Here is a 17,517-nt window from a genome sequence, read left to right on the forward strand (position 1 = left end):
GACTGCAAGCAGTTATAAAATATCACATTTAACGGCCTAATGACCGTTTTGGGTTTAATATGTTTTATAACTGCTTGTATCCCCACCGGAAGCTGGGGACACACTCGCTAATATCACCGTAAAAAGTACTGAAAAGAGGAAAAACAAAAAAATCATCAGACCATCTGGTTTTCACACGTAACAACCTGAGTCTCTGACTGTTAAGCATCTGAAATTATAAGAAACCATCTGGATGGTTCAGTCAGCGGCATCTTCGACCGCCGAAAAATAAAAAAGGATGTACCAAACATCAAGTTCAGATACATCCTTAAGACTTGTAGCGGGACCCAGGATTGAACTGGGGACCTCATGATTATGAATCATGCGCTCTAACCAGCTGAGCTATCCCGCCATCATTTCTTTTTTGCGAGTGCAAAGGTAAGACTTTTTATTTAAACCACCAAAATATTTTCAAGAAAATCTTTCAATACAATGTTTTTTTGTATTTTTGCCCCAAAATAGAACATAAAACTGAAGATATGCCCCAATCGGACGCTACTAACTGTTGTCAAGGCATCAGAATCTACGACCGACGGGGTCAACACACTGGCACAGAATATCTATTTATCTATGGACGACATGAAAAGAATCTATCTGGAGTATGAACTCAACGCTACATCACCAAGTGCGGTATGGCCCATTATCAGCGAAGCTACCGGACTGGAACGATGGATGGCTGACGAGGTGGAGCGGGAAGGCGACAAGCTGACATTCACATGGGGGACATCGTATATGAACAAAGACACGAAGACGGCAACCATAGTGAAGGAAAAGGCAGAGAAGTTCATCCGCTTCAAATGGGACGACGACACCAATCCCGACGCCTACTGCGAACTGAGGATTGAGGTTGGCGAGATTACCAACGACTGTATCCTGGCGATTACCGACTATGCCGACGACGGCGACACGGAAAGTCTGAAGGACATCTGGGACGAAAACGTGCAGATGCTTCACCAGAACACGGGAATCTGACACCCCAAACCACCTCCTGCAGAATCTATACTCCGCAGATACACATCTTTTATATTTACCTTTGTATATAATATACGAAGGTATATAGAATACGCACCGATATACTCCCGGAGCCCAAGAGGACTCCACCTCCTAAAAAACAACATTGGCAAGGACAACAAAAGTTCAGGAATTGGGCACGCTGCTTGCCCAACTGGGGCAACGTGCTTACCCATCATGGGCAACGTGCTTGCCCCTGTTGGGCAGATTTGCTGTCAGAATGATGCCCCAAAAGTGAATGTTGTAATACCCATATTCCTGTTTTCTGGATCCTGCCAACGCATGCAATTCCTGTAGTCTGAATTCCTCTCATCTGACAAGTCCTTTCATCTGACAATTACTCACACCTGACAATTTTTTTCATCAGCAAACCATCCAGACAATTGGCTGACAATTGCAAGACAGTCAACCGTCTGTTTATCAGAAGACTACAACAAAAAACCAGACAATCTGACAGTTTTTGAGCAATTCTCGTTTTTACTAAGAATCAGCGACATTGGCAGCTTTTACTCATATCGATCACCTTCCGCCAACGGGTAAAAAAACGCAAACAGTAATAATTTAATTACCATTCGGGATTAAACATTCCACAAGTCTGTGCGTCCTATAAACAGAAAGCCGACAAACAATACGGCAGACAAGCATCATATAGTTTATAACAACAAAACATCACTACAGGCAACAAGGCAAAATGAATATCGACAACAACGAAATAACGAGGACCATAGTCCAAGACAAGGAAAAGGGGTTCCGACTGCTGATGGCGAAATTCAGTGAGCCGCTATACTGGCACATCCGCCGTCTGGTGGTGAGTCATGATGATGCACAGGACGTCGAACAGGAGACGTTTATCAAAGCATACCGTTCCATCGACAGACTCGACAACAAGGATGCCCTGACGGCATGGATATACCGCATCGCCACGCGTCAGGCACTGACATTGTTGGAACGGAACAAGAAGACAACACAGATGAGCGAAGCGCTCGGCGAACAGGATGCCATGGCAGATATGACTGCCGACAGCTACGTTGACTTCTCCGACCTCGAAGCCGTAAGGCTGCAAAAGGCGATACTCTCGCTGCCACGCAAGCAGCAGCTGGCATTCAACCTGAGATACTACGACGAGATGGACTACGACCAGATAGCCCAAGTGGCGGAGACTACTGCCACAACGGCGAGAGTGAACTACCATCTGGCTAAGGAAAAGATAATAAGATATATGCAACAAGAACTCTAAAAGGAATTTGAGATATGGAAAAGAACTTTGATTTCAAGACCGTAGGAAAGAGAATGCCCTACGTCATGCCGGAAGGATTCCTTACGGATATGGAAAACAGGGTGATGGAGAGCTTGGAGGCGAAGACCGCCTCAAGAGGCAAGTGCCGCATCTACAATCTGTTCCGCAGCATGGTGGCAGCGGCAGCAGTGGCAACACTCTTCATAGTATGCCACAGCGCACTACAGCCCAGAAACATGAATGTATATTCTGATCTGGACCAGGCGTTCGACAATCTGAGCTACGATGACCAACAGTTCATGATCGACGCCTACGACAACGACGTATATAATTCAAACCTATAGATAGCGCTATAACATAAAAAATAACAAACCGAAGTTCCGGATGTCTACGAATGTTGCCGGCAGACGAATCGACAAATGACAAGAAGGAACTTCAAAATCTAAAAGAAAGGAAAAAAATATGAAGACAACAAGAACGATAATCCTGACGCTGATGCTGGTGTTCACAGCCTTCGGCACACAGGCACAGAATGCAAAGCAGCGTATGTCGAGAGAGCAGATGGCGGAAACGCAGGCCAAGCACATCGCTGCCGACCTGAACCTCACGGGCAAGACCTACGACCGCTTTGTGGAGACATACGAGAACTACAAGAAGGAGTTATGGCAGACCGCACCCAAGTGCCGCAAGAAGAACTGCCGCAACAGCGAGACTGAAGAGCAGGCTGCCGAGAAAATGCGCAAGCGCTTCGAGAGAAGCCAGAAGGTGCTCGACATCAGGAACAAATACTATCAGGAGTTCAGCAAATTCCTCACTCAGAAGCAGATAGAGCAGATGTATGATAAGGAGCGCAAGATGATGAAGAGACTGAGCGAGCGCCGCAGGGCAAACCACGGCAAAAGGAGATGACAGCAAGTTTACAACATTAAAACGGCCTAATGACCGTTTGGGGGTGAACGGCCTAATGACCGTCTTCGGGTTAAAATAAAGCAATAAGAACAAGCGATTTTATATAGAATAAGTGTTGCCTAAAATCCGCAACTATCATCCAATACACGATTAAGGGTAGATTTATGAGTCGTTAGTAGCAGCTTTCAGTAAAAAGCAACAGCACAACATCAATATGTAGCCACCATCCCCTTACCCCACGATGCGACTTGAGGTAATACGCAGATTCAAACCGGAAAGAAAGGATTCTTATCCGAATTCTGTTTTGAAGGGTTTTGCATAAGCTCGGTTCTCTGTGTAGATATTCAGCACGTATTGCCTTGCAGTCATGATCCACTTGGCAGGTACGGAGATGAATCTGAAGACAAAAGCCTTTATGCGACTCGTTTTCTTGAGCCCAAAAGCCTTGGTGTCAAGCCTGCTCATGATGGTCTTGTAGAAATTGTGTATCAATGCAGTAAGCAGAAGAAAGACAGTATTCTCCGCCATGAATGACTTGGGGAGCCTGCTCCAACCGAATCCGTTGTTCATGTCGTCAAAGATACGTTCCTTGCCGCCACGCAGATTGTAGAATTCAACAATGTCCCTTGTCGATGACTTGTAATCGTTGGTCAGAATACAACGGTAAGTGTATTCGCCTTCCCACAGGTCAAGGTCGCCACTGTTGCGTCTTTGTCTCTGGATGACAAGACGATAGCACTTGCCTTCCCATTTCTCAACGAGAATGGAATTGAGTTCGAACTGGATGCCGTTAATCTCCTCCGTCTTCCATCCTCTCAGAGCAAAGATGTCATTGTAGAGCGAACTGCATCGGTTGGCACGGATGTAGAAATGTTTGCAATGCTTCTCTATCTCACTGACGATTTCCTTCGAGCAGGAACCGCAGTCTGCCCTGAAGCGATTTACACGGATGTTCTGGGATTCCAGAAGAGCGAAGAATCTCTTATGGGTGTCTGCCTGATGAAAACGCACATTCGTGTTACCATCGCTGTTCTCGATATAGACTATCTTGTCACCGATAACATATACGCCAGGCCTGTAGCCGAGGAACTTTTTGTAGGTCGGTTTTGCATCATACTTCTCCGTTTCAAGGAACTGATGGTCAAAGTCAACATCGTATTCCTCAATTTCCTTCAACTCGCCTGTAGAAACCAAAGCGTTTATAAGCAATGTGTTGAGTTTGTCTGCAGTATTGAAATCATAGGTCTTGCCTTGGTCGGAAGTATAGGAGATGTTTTCCTGTGTCAGTTCCTTGATGGCTCTGAGGATGGTATCAGAGCTGCATGTACGAAGGGTAGGATGATACGAGAGATGGCGCATCAGTTGTGACGTTACATCTTCCACGCATGAGCCGCCACAGAAATAAACGCTCATCAGCGAACGGACTATCTCGCTGAACTGATATCCGAAGATACTGCTGCATCTCTGACCCAGTGTTGAGTCGATAACGGGTGAAAGCATGGAGTCAAATTTCTCCATGATTGAAAAAATTCCTCCAAAAGGTGTGAGTTTCTCAGATTTAATTTGTATTTTTGCCATGTCATATTAGAGTTTTGCTTGTTTTCTTTTTGCAACACTAAGATAAGTGAAAATTCTGACATGGCAAAATCCTGGGCAACTTTTTGTTGCTCAGGAACTTATAAATAAAGTTAAATTATAGTGTTGCGGAATTAAGGTGTTGGTTTTTTTCTGGAGGTTGGCATCCGTGAGGATGTCAGCCTCTCGTTTTTTTTCATCGGTTATCAGAACTTGTGCGGACTTCGTCGGGGAGCTTATTTCTTCTTCCTTACAAACCGCAGACACTCGTTGAGAATCTCCACCTTTGCAATCTTCATTATGGCGAGATAGAGAAGCGAGGCGATGACGATGCGGGAGAGAAGGAGGAGGGCAAGGCTTGGAATGGCACGTGTGGCAAGATGCGTCACCACCATCACCGCCGCCGCCGAAAGCATGAACGGCATGGTGTCGGCAAGTACTTCAGCGATGCGGATGCCGATAAGGCGATGCGCCTGCCACTGCCACACGGCAAGCCACAACACGGTGAAGATGGTGTATGCCACCACCATGACATATATGCCATAGCTGCAAGTGAGCAGTATCAGCAATATCTGCATCAGAATCTGTGCGATGTTGCACCACATGTATATGTCTGACCGTCCGCCACTGATGGCGAGCTGCTGGTACATGGTGTTGAACGAGAAGAAGGCACCACCCACACACAGCACCTGGAGCAACGGAATGCAGTCGGTCCATTTCTCCCCTATCGTGAGCAATATGAACTCATTGGAAACGAGCGACAGTCCGAACATGGCAGGGAAAGACAGGAACGCCGTGAAGCGCATCAGCTTGCGGAACACCCGTTTCTCCCTCTCGCTGTCGTCGGCAATCTGCGCCAGCACGGGCTGTGCCACCTGGTCTATGGTTCCGGATATCGTGCTGTATGCCATGGTATTCCATTTGTTTGCCTGGGTGAAGTTTCCCACTGCCGCCATCGGGAACTTATGTCCGATGATGAAGGTGAGGACATTGCCGTTGATGGTGTTTACGATAGAGGTGATGAGAATCTTGACGCTGAACGAGAACATCCGCCTTATCGGACTGAAGTCGATATGGAATGTGGGGTGCCATTTGCGGAAGGTGTAGTAGTAGCGGCAGATGTTCTGTATGAAGACGAAGAGCACCGACTGCCATGCGAGGCTCCAGTATGCCATGCCATTGCATGCCATCACCACTCCGCAGATGCCTGAGAGGGAGAGGGCGATGAGTCCTGTCATGGTGCGCTCCTTTGCCATGATGTTCTTGAACATATAGGCGTGGTGGGCGATGCCGAACGACGACAGGAAGAAGGCGAGAAACACGAAGCGCGACAGCTTGGTGAGCACCGGCGAATGGAAATACCAGGCGATGAGGGGCGCCGAGAAGAAGAGGATAACGTAGAGGATGGAACTGGCAATGATATTGAACCAGAACACAGCATTGTAGTCGTTTGCCGTTGGATTTTTGATATTCGTTAGCCCCTGGGTGAAACCGCTGCTCTGCAGATTGCCGGCAATGAGAGTGAAGATGGTGAGCACGCCCACCACGCCATAATCGCCAGGCGAGAGCTGCTTGGCAAGCACGATGCCGAACACGAGGTTAAGCATCTGTATCGTACCACTGTTTACCGCTCCCCAAAAGAGCCCCTTGGCTGTCTTCTCCTTCAATGATTCCGTCATCGTTTCGCTGTTTCTTTTCGTTGTTTCATAATGCGACCGCCACTAAAGTCTGCACAGGGTTTCGCATGTGGCGGTCTTAAGATTATGCAAAAATACAACTAAATGTTTTCTTTCCTTGTCTCTTTCGCTTTTTTTTAACTACCTTTGTAAATGGTATGGACATAAAAGATATAAAAAAAGAGTGGAACGCCAAGATTCTGGATATTCTGAAGGCGTTGACACGCATCTGCGAGGATCACGGACTTACCTTCTACTGCTGTGCAGGAACGGCAATCGGTGCGGTGAGACATCATGGCATCATCCCTTGGGACGACGACATCGACGTGATAATGCCGCGCCCCGACTACGACCGTCTGCTGGAGATAGCCAAGAAGGAGGATTTCGGGAAGTATGAACTTGTGACGCCCTACGACAATGAGGCGTACCCTCTGTATTTCTCAAAGTTGTCTGACAAGACGACGACTCTCGTGGAGGAGCGCGAGCGCCCGTGTGTCATCGGTCTGTTCGTGGACATCTTCCCCCTCGACGCCACCGACGATGACATAGACAAGGCGCACAGGCTGAAAGACAGATACACGAAGATCATCAACCGTCTCAATGCCATATCCACACGTAACACCTTCGGCGAATACATGCAGCTGCTGACAAGCACTAAAACGTGGGGACGCTTCGCCATAAAGACTCTGGCATTCTTCTGCCGGTCGGCGATCCGCCGCAGACTGATACGACAGATGGACGGGATGAGCCATCTCTACGACTATGAGAAGGCGAAGAACGTGCAGGTGTATACCGGGTCTTACGGCTACCGCGAGGTGTTCCCCAAGGAATGGCTCGGCAAGGGAAAGACGTTCCCCTTTGAAGACACCACAGTGTTGCTGCCCGAGAGATACGACGAATATCTGCGGCATTTCTTCGGCGACTACATGCAGCTGCCGCCAGTGGAGCAGCGGATAGAGAAGCACAACAGGGCTTATCTGAACATGAACGCCAGAGAACCGATAGAGGAAGTGAAGAAAAAGCTGGGATAAACGATCTCATCGAGACAACAATCCTCTTCGAGACAAAAATTCCATAACAATAAAGACAAGAATAAATACAGATACTATGAACTATGCACTCATAATAGCCGGTGGTTCCGGCAACAGAATGGGACAAGACATCCCAAAGCAATTCATGCACGTGGACAACTGTCCGATAATCATCCACACGCTGCTCGCCTTCCAGCGTCATCCCGACATCGACGGCATCGCCGTGGTGTGTCTCGACGGATGGCAGACGGTATTGCAGTCGTATGCCAACCAGTTCTCGGTGACTAAGCTGAAATGGATTTTCATGGGCGGAGACAACGGACAGCATTCGATACGCAACGGTGTGTATGGACTGAAGGAGAACGGTGTGAATGATGATGACCTCGTGTTGGTCCACGATGCCGTGAGACCTCTGCTGTCGCAGGACATCATATCATCCAACATCGCCACATGCAAGAAATACGGATATGCCATAACGGGAATAAAATGCCGCGAGGCGATACTTGAGAGCGAGGACGGATTCAGTACACGCACCAGCATTCCGCGCGACAAGCTGATACGCACGCAGACGCCACAGACTTTCAGGCTGAAGAACCTCGTGGCTGCCCATGAGGAGGCTCTGGAGAAGGGCATCACCAACTCCGTGGCTTCTTGTACGCTGATGGCGGAACTGGGCGGCAGGGAGATGCATATCGTGCCGGGATCGGAGAAGAACATCAAGGTGACGACTGTGGAGGATCTGGAAATTCTGAAGGCTCTCATGCATGTGCACAAGGAGTCTTGGCTGAAATAACGACATCTATCATGACAGAATACAGAAAGGACATTATCAACGCCGCTGCCGCTGCGCTGCCCTGGGAGAAACTGGAAGACAGGAACATCCTCGTGACGGGGGCCACGGGCCTCATCGGGGGGTGTCTTGTTGACATACTGATGGCTCACCGGGAGCGCTCATACCATGTATTTGCCACCGGACGCGACGAGGAGAGGGCGCATGCACGCTTTGCCCGCTACTGGCACGACGAGCGGTTCCACTTCATAAAATTCGATGTCAGCGAACCGCTTGCCGGTGACGCTGTGTTCCACTATATCATCCACGCCGCGAGCAACGCCAGTCCGGTGTTCTTCGCCAAGAGTCCGGTGGAGATAATAAAGTCTAATGTCTATGGCACCGCCAATCTGATAGACTACGGCAGGAACCACGGCATGGAGAGATTCCTTTATGTCTCGTCGGGCGAAATCTACGGACAGGGCACCGGCGAAAAGGCGTTTACCGAGACAGACAGCGGATATGTGGACTGTGCCACGCCGAGGGCTTGTTACCCGTCGTCGAAGCGTGCGGCAGAGACTCTCTGTGTGGCGTATGCCGAGGAGTATGGTGTGGATGCGGTGATAGTGAGACCGTCGCACACCTACGGTCCGCATTTCACAGGCAGCGACAACCGTGTATTCTGTCAGTTCATCCGCAACGTGCTGCGCGGTGAGGACATAGTGATGAAGAGCGACGGCAGTCAGATGCGGTCGTGGTGTTATGTGGCTGACTGTGCCCTGGCGATGCTATACGTGCTACTAAATGGCGAACGGGGAAATGCCTACAACATCGCCGACACATCATCGGTGTTCTCCATCAGGGAGATGGCAGAGACGCTGGCTCATCAGGCTGGCAGGAAGGTGGTGTTCGCCATCCCTGAAGATGCCGAGAAGAAGGTTTTCACGAAGATTTCCTATGCCGTGTTTGCCACCGACAAGCTGGAGGCGCTGGGATGGAAGCCACTTGCCGGCAACTGGCAGCAGAAGCTGCAGACCACGATACGGGAGGAAATAGATAAGACCGATTTGGGTTAAACGACTACCCAAGATAAAGCTTCTCATATTTCCGCTGCATCTGTTCCACGCCGAAGCGGACTGCAACGAACTGGCGGGCTTGCTGCGACAACATCGTGCGGTCGGCATTGGGGATAACGCTGCGGAAGATATGGAAATACTGTTCGTGGCTGTTGTCGTGAGCAACAAGAGGCCAGTCTTTGGGGACGGTCTCATTGAGTCCCTTGCAGTCGCTGCATACCACCGGCAGACCGGCAAACGCCGCTTCTACCGACATCAGCGGAAGGCCTTCGAATTCGGAAGGCATAAACATATAATCAAAGGAGGCGAGATAGCCGGAGATGCCATACAGGGGCGGACGGACGGTGACGTTTGGCAGTCCGCCGAGCTCTCTGTCCACCATTTCCTGTAGTCTGCCGCCGCCGATGACATGGAAATGATACTGCGGCATATCCTGCAGACCTTTTATCACGGCAACGAGATGCACGATGCCCTTCTGGTCATCAAACCGTCCGGCAAAGAGGATGTTCGTCTTTCCGGCTTTCAACCCGTCATACGCTTTTTGTTCCACCTCCGGCACACCATTGTATATTATCGGCGGCTGACTGCCGTATTCCATCGTATAGCAATCGAGCACCGACTGCGAAATGGCGACATTGGCATCATGGCGCTGATAGAAGCGCTCCACCTTTCTGCCAAACCTTTTCAGTCCGGTCCAGAGACAGGTGTTATGGATGGTGCGCACGAGCTTTACGCGACGCAGCATCCATGGAAAGACGCGCGAGATTGCCCACACGCACATATCCGGCACTTCGGTATGGGCATGCACTACATCGGGTCTGTATCTGAGCCAGAGCAGCAGAAAGCGAAAGGGAAAGAGCATGGCGGCGATACGCTCGGCGATGAAATGAAAATGGAAAGCGGGCATGACAGACCGGTGACAGGTAACGCCGGCAGACTGCAGTTCATCGAGGAACCCTCGGGTGAATGAGGAATCGCCACGCAACACCTCCACCACATGATATTCAAAGTCGTCGTTTCCTGACTTGGCGATGTTGGCGGCAACCCGTTCCGCACCGCCAAGGTCAAATTTGGATATTATATGGAATACTCTTTTCATGATATTTCCCTTTTTCTTTAGTTATGCATATATGCCAGGGCATGCCTGATTACATACGCCATACTATAACATATTGCAAAAATACGGCATTTTTCCCACTAATCAATGAAGGCATGTGAAAATATTGGTAAGTTATTTTTTCACCGTCACTAAAGAAAAAAACTAAAGCGCTGCCCCGCAACAATATGCAAAGGCAGCGCTTCATGAAAAGGTATTACTATTGAGAAGTCATCAACACTCTTTTCCGCCCAGGAACACACGCTCTACGATAGGTGTGGTGTAGGCGTATGGCACGAAGCTGACCGACGGTATAGGACGGGTGATGAAGAAGTTCGCCACCTTGCCCTTGGCAATGGAACCATACTGCTGGCTTTCGCCCATGGCGCAAGCACCGTTGAGCGTTGCGGCATTGATAGCTTCCTCAGGCAGGAGCCTCAACTTGATGCATGCCAACGACACCACGAACTTCATGTCGCCCGACGGTGTGGAACCGGGGTTATAATCACTCGCCACGGCAACCGGGAGTCCGGCGTCTACCATCTGGCGCGCCTTGCCATAAGGCAGGTTGAGGAAGAACGATGTGCCTGGCAGCACGGTAGGCATGGTAACGGTGTCTCTGAGAATCTCTATCTCCTCCACCGTCATGCTTTCGAGATGGTCTACAGAGAGTGCGCCATGGGCCACACCCACCTCTACTCCACCCGACGATGCCAGTTCATCGGCATGAATCTTCGGTTTCATACCCCATTTGTCAGCAGCCTCCAGGATGCGTGCCGTCTCTGCAGGAGTGAAGAATCCTTCATCGCAGAACACGTCAACGAAATCGGCAAGTTTCTCCTTGCCCACCTCCGGTATCATCTCGTTGACCACCAGGTCAACATAGTCAGGCTGCGTCATTCCCCTGCCCACAGCATGGGCGCCGAGGAAGGTGGACTTCACGCGCAGCGGTGAATTCTCCTTTATTCTCTTTATCACGTGGAGCATCTTCAGCTCGTCGGCGGTGTTGAGTCCGTAGCCGCTCTTTATCTCCACACAGCCGGTTCCCTTGCGCATCACTTCTTCCATGCGCACCATGGCCTGCCGATAAAGCTCGTCTTCAGAAAGCGTATGCAGCAAGTCGGCGGAATTGAGGATACCGCCTCCGCGCTTGGCAATCTCGGCATAGCTGAGACCGCGGATCTTGTCAACGAATTCCGCCTCACGGCTTCCGGCAAAAACGATATGGGTATGCGAGTCGCACCATGATGGCAACACCGCACCTCCGTCAGCATCCACATGCTCGTCGGCTGCTATTCCCTCTACCGGTATCTCAGCTCTCGTGCCCCATGCCGCAAAGCGCCCGTCCTCAACGAGGAGCCATGCGTCATTCAATATGCCGAGGCTCTGCATCTCTTTGCCACAGAGCCTCTGCTTGCCATGAGAATCGATGCCAGCGAGAATCCCGATGTTTTCTATCAATACTCTCATCTGTCAGTCGGATATGTGGTATGGATTATTTTCTAAGAAACTCTATAGAATGCTGTATGTGGGGATACATCACCTCGTCGTTCACGATGAACGGAACCACCTTGCGATAGTCCTCGAACAGTTTCTCCACTGCAGGAGAAGACTTCAACGGACGACGGAACTCCAATGCCTGTGCCGCATTGAAAAGCTCGATGGCGAGCACGCGCTCCACATTGAGCACCACCTTATAGAGCTTGATGGCAGCGTTGGCTCCCATGCTCACATGGTCTTCCTGTCCCTGGCTTGAAGGTATGCTGTCTACAGACGCCGGTGTGCAGAGGCTCTTGTTCAAGCTTACTACTGAAGCGGCGGTATACTGGGTGATCATGAATCCGCTGTTCACGCCAGGTGTGGCAACGAGGAAGCTTGGCAGGTCTCTTGTGCCTGACACGAGTTTGTATGTTCTGCGCTCGGAGATATTGGCGAGCTCGCTCATTCCGATAGCGAGGAAGTCCATTGGCAATGCTATAGGCTCGCCATGGAAGTTGCCGGCAGAGATGATGAGGTCTTCATCTGGACAAACGGTAGGATTGTCGGTTGCTGAGTTTATCTCGGTGTCGATAACAGACTTCACGTATGCGAGTGTGTCCTTGGCAGCTCCATGCACCTGTGGGATGCATCTGAAAGAGTATGGGTCCTGGACATAAGGTTTCGGTCTGGCTGCTATCTCGCTGCCCTGAAGCAGTTCGAGCATTCTTGCTGCGGTGTCGAGCTGTCCCTTGTGAGGACGCACCACATGAACGGCCTTGGTGAATGGAGAGAGCAGTCCGTAGTAAGCGTCGAGAGACATTGCGGCAATCCTGTCTGCCCAGTCGCTCAACCGCTCGCTCTGAAGCAGAGACCAAACGGCGAAAGCACTCATGTTCTGAGTACCGTTGAGCAGAGCGAGACCCTCTTTAGAACCCAACTGTATAGGCTGCCAGTTCATCTCCTTCAGTACTTCAGCACCTGTCATCACCTTGCCTTTATATTCCACTTCGCCGAGTCCGACGAGAGGCAATGTGAGGTGTGCCAGCGGCACGAGGTCGCCGGAAGCTCCGAGCGAGCCCTGCATATATACTATAGGATAGATGTCGTTGTTGAAGAAGTCGACGAGGCGCTCCACGGTGTCGAGCTTCGAACCTGAATATCCGTAGCTCAGCGACTGTATCTTGAGCAGCAGCATAATCTTCACGATTTCGTTTGGCACACGGTCGCCGACACCGCAGGCATGCGACATCATGAGGTTGATCTGCAGCTGTGCCAGTTGGTCGGCGCCAACGGATACGTTACAAAGAGAACCGAATCCTGTGGTCACTCCATAAACGGGAGCTGTGGTCTCGGCAATCTTCCTGTCGAGGTATTCTCTACATTTGATTATGCGCCGACGTGCGTCGTCGCTAAGTTCGAGTTTGTAACCTTTCTCAATGATTTCGCCGATACGCTCAATCGTAAGATGTTCTGCTGAAATTTTGTGTATCATAGTAGTGTATGATTAATTTTAAAAATCGGAAAAGCCCTGAGGACCCAAAAGACCTATGAATATAATACGCCTCCGTTGAGGCTAACAGAGTTCACTCAGGACTTTCCGACTATATTGTGTATTATAAAATGTTATTGATTATCTCGTCGTCAACGATGCTCGGCATCGTAACCTGCAGACCTGGAGTGCGCAGCATCTCGCGCTCGATGCTCGTCATCGAACCAGAGTTGCGTGCCCAGCTTCGGCGGGCGATACCGTTGTTCACATCCCACAGGAGCATCTCGCGAATATGACGGTCTGAGTCGGCATCACCGTTGATCACCATACCGAAGCCACCGTTGATGACCTCTCCCCAGCCTACTCCGCCGCCGTTGTGGATAGACACCCATGTAGCACCGCGGAATGAGTCGCCGATGACATTCTGTACCGCCATGTCGGCACAGAACTGCGAACCGTCATAGATATTGCTTGTCTCACGGAATGGAGAGTCGGTACCCGACACGTCGTGATGGTCTCTGCCCAACACTACAGGCTTTGAAATCTCGCCCTTCTTTATCGCCTCGTTGAAGGCGAGGGCTATCTTGGTGCGTCCCTCGCAGTCGGCATAGAGAATACGTGCCTGGGAACCCACAACGAGGTGGTTCTTACCGGCCTCCTTGATCCAGTGGATATTGTCGTCCATCTGTCCCTGTATCTCCTCTGGCGCCTCTGCCTTGATCTGCTCCATCACTTCGGCAGCGATGCGGTCTGTTGTGGCGAGGTCTTTCGGATTGCCGGATGTACAAACCCAGCGGAAAGGTCCGAAACCATAATCGAAGAACATCGGTCCCATTATGTCCTGCACGTAAGACGGATAGCGGAACTTTCCGTCGGGCATCACGATATCGGCTCCGGCACGCTTGGCCTGCAGCAGGAAGGCATTGCCGTAGTCGAAGAAGTACATGCCCTTTGCGGTGAGCTTGTTGATGGCTGCCACCTGACGGCGCAGCGACTCCTGCACGAGGTCACGGAATTTTTCCGGTTCCTCTGCCATCAGCCGTTTCGACTCCTCAAGCGATACGCCTACCGGATAGTAGCCGCCTGCCCATGGGTTGTGGAGCGATGTCTGGTCGGAACCCAGATCCACATGCATATTCTCGTCAGCGAGGCGTTCCCACAGGTCAACGACGTTGCCCACATAAGCCATGCTCACCGTGCGTTTCTCTTCCATCGCCTTGCAAACGGCAGGAATCAGTTCGTCGAGACTGTAGTGCAGCTCGTCTACCCATCCCTGTGCATGACGTTTCTCGGCAGCCAGCGGATTGATTTCAGCAACGATGCTCACCACTCCGGCAATGTTGCCTGCCTTTGGCTGAGCTCCCGACATGCCTCCGAGACCAGAGGATACGAAGAGCATTCCGTGGATGTCAGTAGGACCGCCAGGTTTCTTCATCTGCTTGCGGGCAGCGTTGAGCACGGTGATGGTAGTGCCGTGTACGATTCCCTGCGGACCGATATACATATATGATCCGGCGGTCATCTGTCCATACTGGCTCACTCCGAGTGCGTTCATGCGCTCCCAGTCGTCTGGCTTGGAGTAGTTTGGAATCACCATACCGTTTGTCACCACTACACGTGGCGCATTCTTGTGAGACGGGAAGAGACCGAGCGGATGACCGGAATACATCACGAGCGTCTGCTCGTCTGTCATCTCGCTGAGGTATTTCATCACGAGTCGATACTGTGCCCAGTTCTGGAACACGGCACCATTGCCTCCGTATGTTATCAGTTCGTGAGGATGCTGTGCCACTGCCGGGTCAAGGTTGTTCTGAATCATCAGCATGATGGCGGCTGCCTGCTCAGAGCGGTGTGGATAGTCGCTTATCGAACGGGCATACATCTCGTAGTCAGGACGGTAGCGATACATGTATATTCTACCGTATTCGTGAAGTTCTTCGAGGAACTCAGGTGCGAGTTTCGCGTGAAGATGTTTCGGGAAATAGCGCAACGCATTGCGCAGGGCGAGTTTCTTCTCTTCGTCGGTGAGAATCTCCTTGCGCTTGGGCGCATGGTTTATCTCTTTATCGTATGCCTTCGGTTCCGGCAGAGTGTCGGGGATTCCGATGCGTATCTCCTCTTGGAATTGTTCTTTTGTCATAGTTGCTTCGATTTAGACATTTTTATATGATATATGACCGAAAAAGGTGAGGGAGAAAAACGTAATTTCTTCACCCTCACCTTTCGTCATTTTATTTTCTTATCATCTCTTCGACAGTCTGCGTGATTTCCTTCTCCTCAGCATTTGCCTTCTCCACGAGAGCGTCGGCCTCGGTGATGAGCGCTTCTGCCTTCTCACGGTCTTTCAGCGATGCTGCGTTGATCTTCACGTTCATGCCTGCTCCGATTACGGCAGCTCTTGCTGCGAGCGCACCCACTCCTGCATCCGACACGCTGTTAGGATTTCCTGTGGTCACCATCTGGCGGCATACCTCAAACACCTTGTATGATGTCTTCATGGTCTCCAGCGGCACCTCCGTGGCGAAGAGCGTTGCTGCCTGTATGGCATCAGTGCGCAGCTGTTTCTCCTCATCGGTGTTCTTAGGCATTCCGAAGGCAGCCATGATGCGGTTGAACGCCTCGGTGTCTTCGTCAACGAGATGCAGAAGCTCTTCCTGCAGCTCCATGCCGCGCTCCGCCCATTGGGCGAACTCGCTCCAACGCTCGTCCCATCCCGGTTTGTGGCTTGAGAGGTTTGCCACCATAGTGGCGAGCGAAGCTCCCAGTGCTCCCATATATGCAGACACGGAACCGCCTCCAGGAGCCGGGCTCTCGCGGCTTGTCTCCTCGGCAAATCCCTTCACCGTGAGGTCTACGAGCTTGTTGCCGCCCTTCTCGCCTGCTGCGAGCAGGTATTCTATAACCTTCTCCTCGGGGTTGAACGGACGCAGGTCTTCGAGTCCCATCGACTTGATGGCAATCTTCAGTATGTCTTCCTTAGGAATACCTGCCGAGCGCTGCTGCTTGGCGAGGAAATACTTGCCGGCGTCGAGGAGCGCACACTCTGGGATGAGTCCTACGATCTCCGTTCCGGTAACGCGCAGTCCGCGGTTCTGGGCACAGCGACACACCTCGTCGAAGGCTTTGTGCAGCGGTGTCTCGTTGATATTGGTGATGTTCATTGACACCTGGGCGATGCCGTATTCGTCGATGAACCATCCGATTGCCTTTGTTCCCTTGAGCGTACCCGGCTGCATCACGACCTTTCCGTTCTCGTCGAGCTTCTTCTTTCCGGTGATAGGATTGCCCTCACGAACCGGACGTCCCTTCTCTCTCACGTCGAACGCGATGGCGTTGGCGCGGCGTGTAGAAGTGGAGTTGAGGTTGAAGTTCACGGCGATGAGGAAGTCGCGGGCTCCCACTACCGTGCAACCGGTGCGTGCCACCTTCTCGTCGTATGGTCTTGCACCGAAGTCAGGCTTCTCGTTCTCATCCATAATGCGCTCAGCGATACCCTCATACTCACCTCTGCGCACAACGGCAAGGTTGCGGCGCTTTGGTGTACGGGCTGCTGCCTCATAGCAATATGTAGGAATCTGCAGTTCGCTGGCGATGCGCTCAGCGAGTTTCTGTGCCAGTTCGGCGCATTCTTCGAGTGTGATGCCGCTTACAGGTACGATTGGCAACACATCGGTAGCACCGATACGTGGGTGTGCTCCGTGATGCTTGCGCATATCGATGAGTTCGCCTGCCTTTGCCACAGCACGGAAAGCTGCGTCTACAACGGCCTCCGGCTCTCCTACGAAGGTTACAACCGTACGGTTGGTGGCTTCGCCCGGATCCACGTCGAGGAGCTTTACTCCCGATGTCTTCTCAATCTCACTGGTTATCTGCTTGATAACGTTCATGTCGCGACCCTCGCTGAAATTGGGCACGCACTCAACAATCTGCTTTTTCTTTGCCATTGCTATGTTTTTTATAGTATCGTTATTTTGTTAGTCAAATTACTTTCCTTGCGGATGTTTTTCAATAGATGTTGCAAATCTACATAAAAAAATTTAATGTTGTAAGGATAAATCAAAAAAAGTTGGATATATTTATCCTTCTTTCATAACTCTTCATTAGATTTGCAGAAAGAAAACGAAAATTAA

14 protein-coding genes and 1 tRNA gene are annotated in these 17,517 nt (G+C 50.9%); 7 read left to right on the forward strand and 8 right to left on the reverse strand.

What is annotated here, in order from left to right:
* Nucleotides 1–317: 317 nt before the first annotated feature.
* Nucleotides 318–391: transfer RNA gene (locus ACDC99_RS08960), tRNA-Met, on the reverse strand.
* Nucleotides 392–618: 227 nt separating this feature from the next.
* On the opposite strand from ACDC99_RS08960, the gene ACDC99_RS08965 reads away from it, so the two are divergent.
* The 4 genes from ACDC99_RS08965 to ACDC99_RS08980 all read left to right on the forward strand — a co-directional run bounded on the left by ACDC99_RS08965 (nucleotide 619) and on the right by ACDC99_RS08980 (nucleotide 3,196).
* Nucleotides 619–1,011 (forward strand): START-like domain-containing protein, encoded by a 393-nt coding sequence (locus tag ACDC99_RS08965; RefSeq protein WP_156145440.1) that lies wholly within the window; start codon nucleotides 619–621, stop codon nucleotides 1,009–1,011.
* A gap of 730 nt (nucleotides 1,012–1,741) precedes the next feature.
* Nucleotides 1,742–2,287 (forward strand): RNA polymerase sigma factor, encoded by a 546-nt coding sequence (locus ACDC99_RS08970; RefSeq protein WP_370756598.1) that lies wholly within the window; start codon nucleotides 1,742–1,744, stop codon nucleotides 2,285–2,287.
* Nucleotides 2,288–2,301: 14 nt separating this feature from the next.
* The gene (locus tag ACDC99_RS08975) at nucleotides 2,302–2,631 is read left to right on the forward strand and encodes a hypothetical protein (protein ID WP_370756599.1); all 330 of its coding nucleotides are present in this window, start codon (nucleotides 2,302–2,304) and stop codon (nucleotides 2,629–2,631) included.
* Between the two features lie 118 nt (nucleotides 2,632–2,749).
* Nucleotides 2,750–3,196 carry a hypothetical protein gene (locus ACDC99_RS08980; protein ID WP_288772088.1) on the forward strand — a complete coding sequence of 149 codons (447 nt, stop codon included), beginning with the start codon at nucleotides 2,750–2,752 and terminating at the stop codon, nucleotides 3,194–3,196.
* A gap of 288 nt (nucleotides 3,197–3,484) precedes the next feature.
* Here the strand turns inward: ACDC99_RS08980 and ACDC99_RS08985 are convergent, their stop codons facing one another.
* Together ACDC99_RS08985 and ACDC99_RS08990 are read right to left on the reverse strand one after the other, a co-directional pair.
* Nucleotides 3,485–4,774, reverse strand: coding sequence for an IS1380-like element IS612 family transposase (locus ACDC99_RS08985; protein ID WP_005814044.1), 1,290 nt, complete (start codon nucleotides 4,772–4,774; stop codon nucleotides 3,485–3,487).
* A 233-nt stretch (nucleotides 4,775–5,007) separates the two neighbouring features.
* Nucleotides 5,008–6,450: a lipopolysaccharide biosynthesis protein gene (locus ACDC99_RS08990; RefSeq protein ID WP_370756600.1), complete on the reverse strand. Its 1,443-nt coding sequence runs from the start codon at nucleotides 6,448–6,450 to the stop codon at nucleotides 5,008–5,010.
* A 155-nt stretch (nucleotides 6,451–6,605) separates the two neighbouring features.
* Between ACDC99_RS08990 and ACDC99_RS08995 the strand changes: the two genes are divergently transcribed.
* The 3 genes from ACDC99_RS08995 to ACDC99_RS09005 all read left to right on the forward strand — a co-directional run bounded on the left by ACDC99_RS08995 (nucleotide 6,606) and on the right by ACDC99_RS09005 (nucleotide 9,323).
* Nucleotides 6,606–7,478 (forward strand): LicD family protein, encoded by an 873-nt coding sequence (locus ACDC99_RS08995; RefSeq protein WP_022316615.1) that lies wholly within the window; start codon nucleotides 6,606–6,608, stop codon nucleotides 7,476–7,478.
* A 76-nt stretch (nucleotides 7,479–7,554) separates the two neighbouring features.
* On the forward strand, nucleotides 7,555–8,271 hold the full coding sequence (locus tag ACDC99_RS09000) for an IspD/TarI family cytidylyltransferase (RefSeq protein ID WP_288309922.1): 717 nt from the start codon (nucleotides 7,555–7,557) through the stop codon (nucleotides 8,269–8,271).
* A gap of 11 nt (nucleotides 8,272–8,282) precedes the next feature.
* On the forward strand, nucleotides 8,283–9,323 hold the full coding sequence (locus ACDC99_RS09005) for an NAD-dependent epimerase/dehydratase family protein (RefSeq protein ID WP_370756601.1): 1,041 nt from the start codon (nucleotides 8,283–8,285) through the stop codon (nucleotides 9,321–9,323).
* Between the two features lie 4 nt (nucleotides 9,324–9,327).
* Here ACDC99_RS09005 and ACDC99_RS09010 read toward each other — a convergent pair whose 3' ends face one another.
* The 5 genes from ACDC99_RS09010 to ftcD all read right to left on the reverse strand — a co-directional run bounded on the left by ACDC99_RS09010 (nucleotide 9,328) and on the right by ftcD (nucleotide 17,331).
* Nucleotides 9,328–10,422 (reverse strand): glycosyltransferase, encoded by a 1,095-nt coding sequence (locus ACDC99_RS09010; protein ID WP_370756602.1) that lies wholly within the window; start codon nucleotides 10,420–10,422, stop codon nucleotides 9,328–9,330.
* 231 nt (nucleotides 10,423–10,653) lie between these two features.
* A complete protein-coding gene (gene hutI / locus ACDC99_RS09015; protein WP_370756603.1) occupies nucleotides 10,654–11,889 on the reverse strand; it encodes an imidazolonepropionase in 1,236 nt (411 codons plus the stop codon).
* A gap of 25 nt (nucleotides 11,890–11,914) precedes the next feature.
* Complete coding sequence (hutH, locus tag ACDC99_RS09020; protein WP_022316620.1) at nucleotides 11,915–13,390, reverse strand: histidine ammonia-lyase; 1,476 nt, start codon at nucleotides 13,388–13,390, stop codon at nucleotides 11,915–11,917.
* 121 nt (nucleotides 13,391–13,511) lie between these two features.
* Entirely contained in the window at nucleotides 13,512–15,527 is a 2,016-nt protein-coding gene (locus ACDC99_RS09025) for a urocanate hydratase (protein ID WP_370756604.1), read from the reverse strand.
* A gap of 91 nt (nucleotides 15,528–15,618) precedes the next feature.
* Complete coding sequence (gene ftcD, locus ACDC99_RS09030; RefSeq protein WP_278842043.1) at nucleotides 15,619–17,331, reverse strand: glutamate formimidoyltransferase; 1,713 nt, start codon at nucleotides 17,329–17,331, stop codon at nucleotides 15,619–15,621.
* Nucleotides 17,332–17,517 lie beyond the last annotated feature (186 nt).

Origin of the sequence: Prevotella pectinovora (assembly GCF_041323955.1) — a bacterium.
GTDB lineage: Bacteria > Bacteroidota > Bacteroidia > Bacteroidales > Bacteroidaceae > Prevotella > Prevotella pectinovora.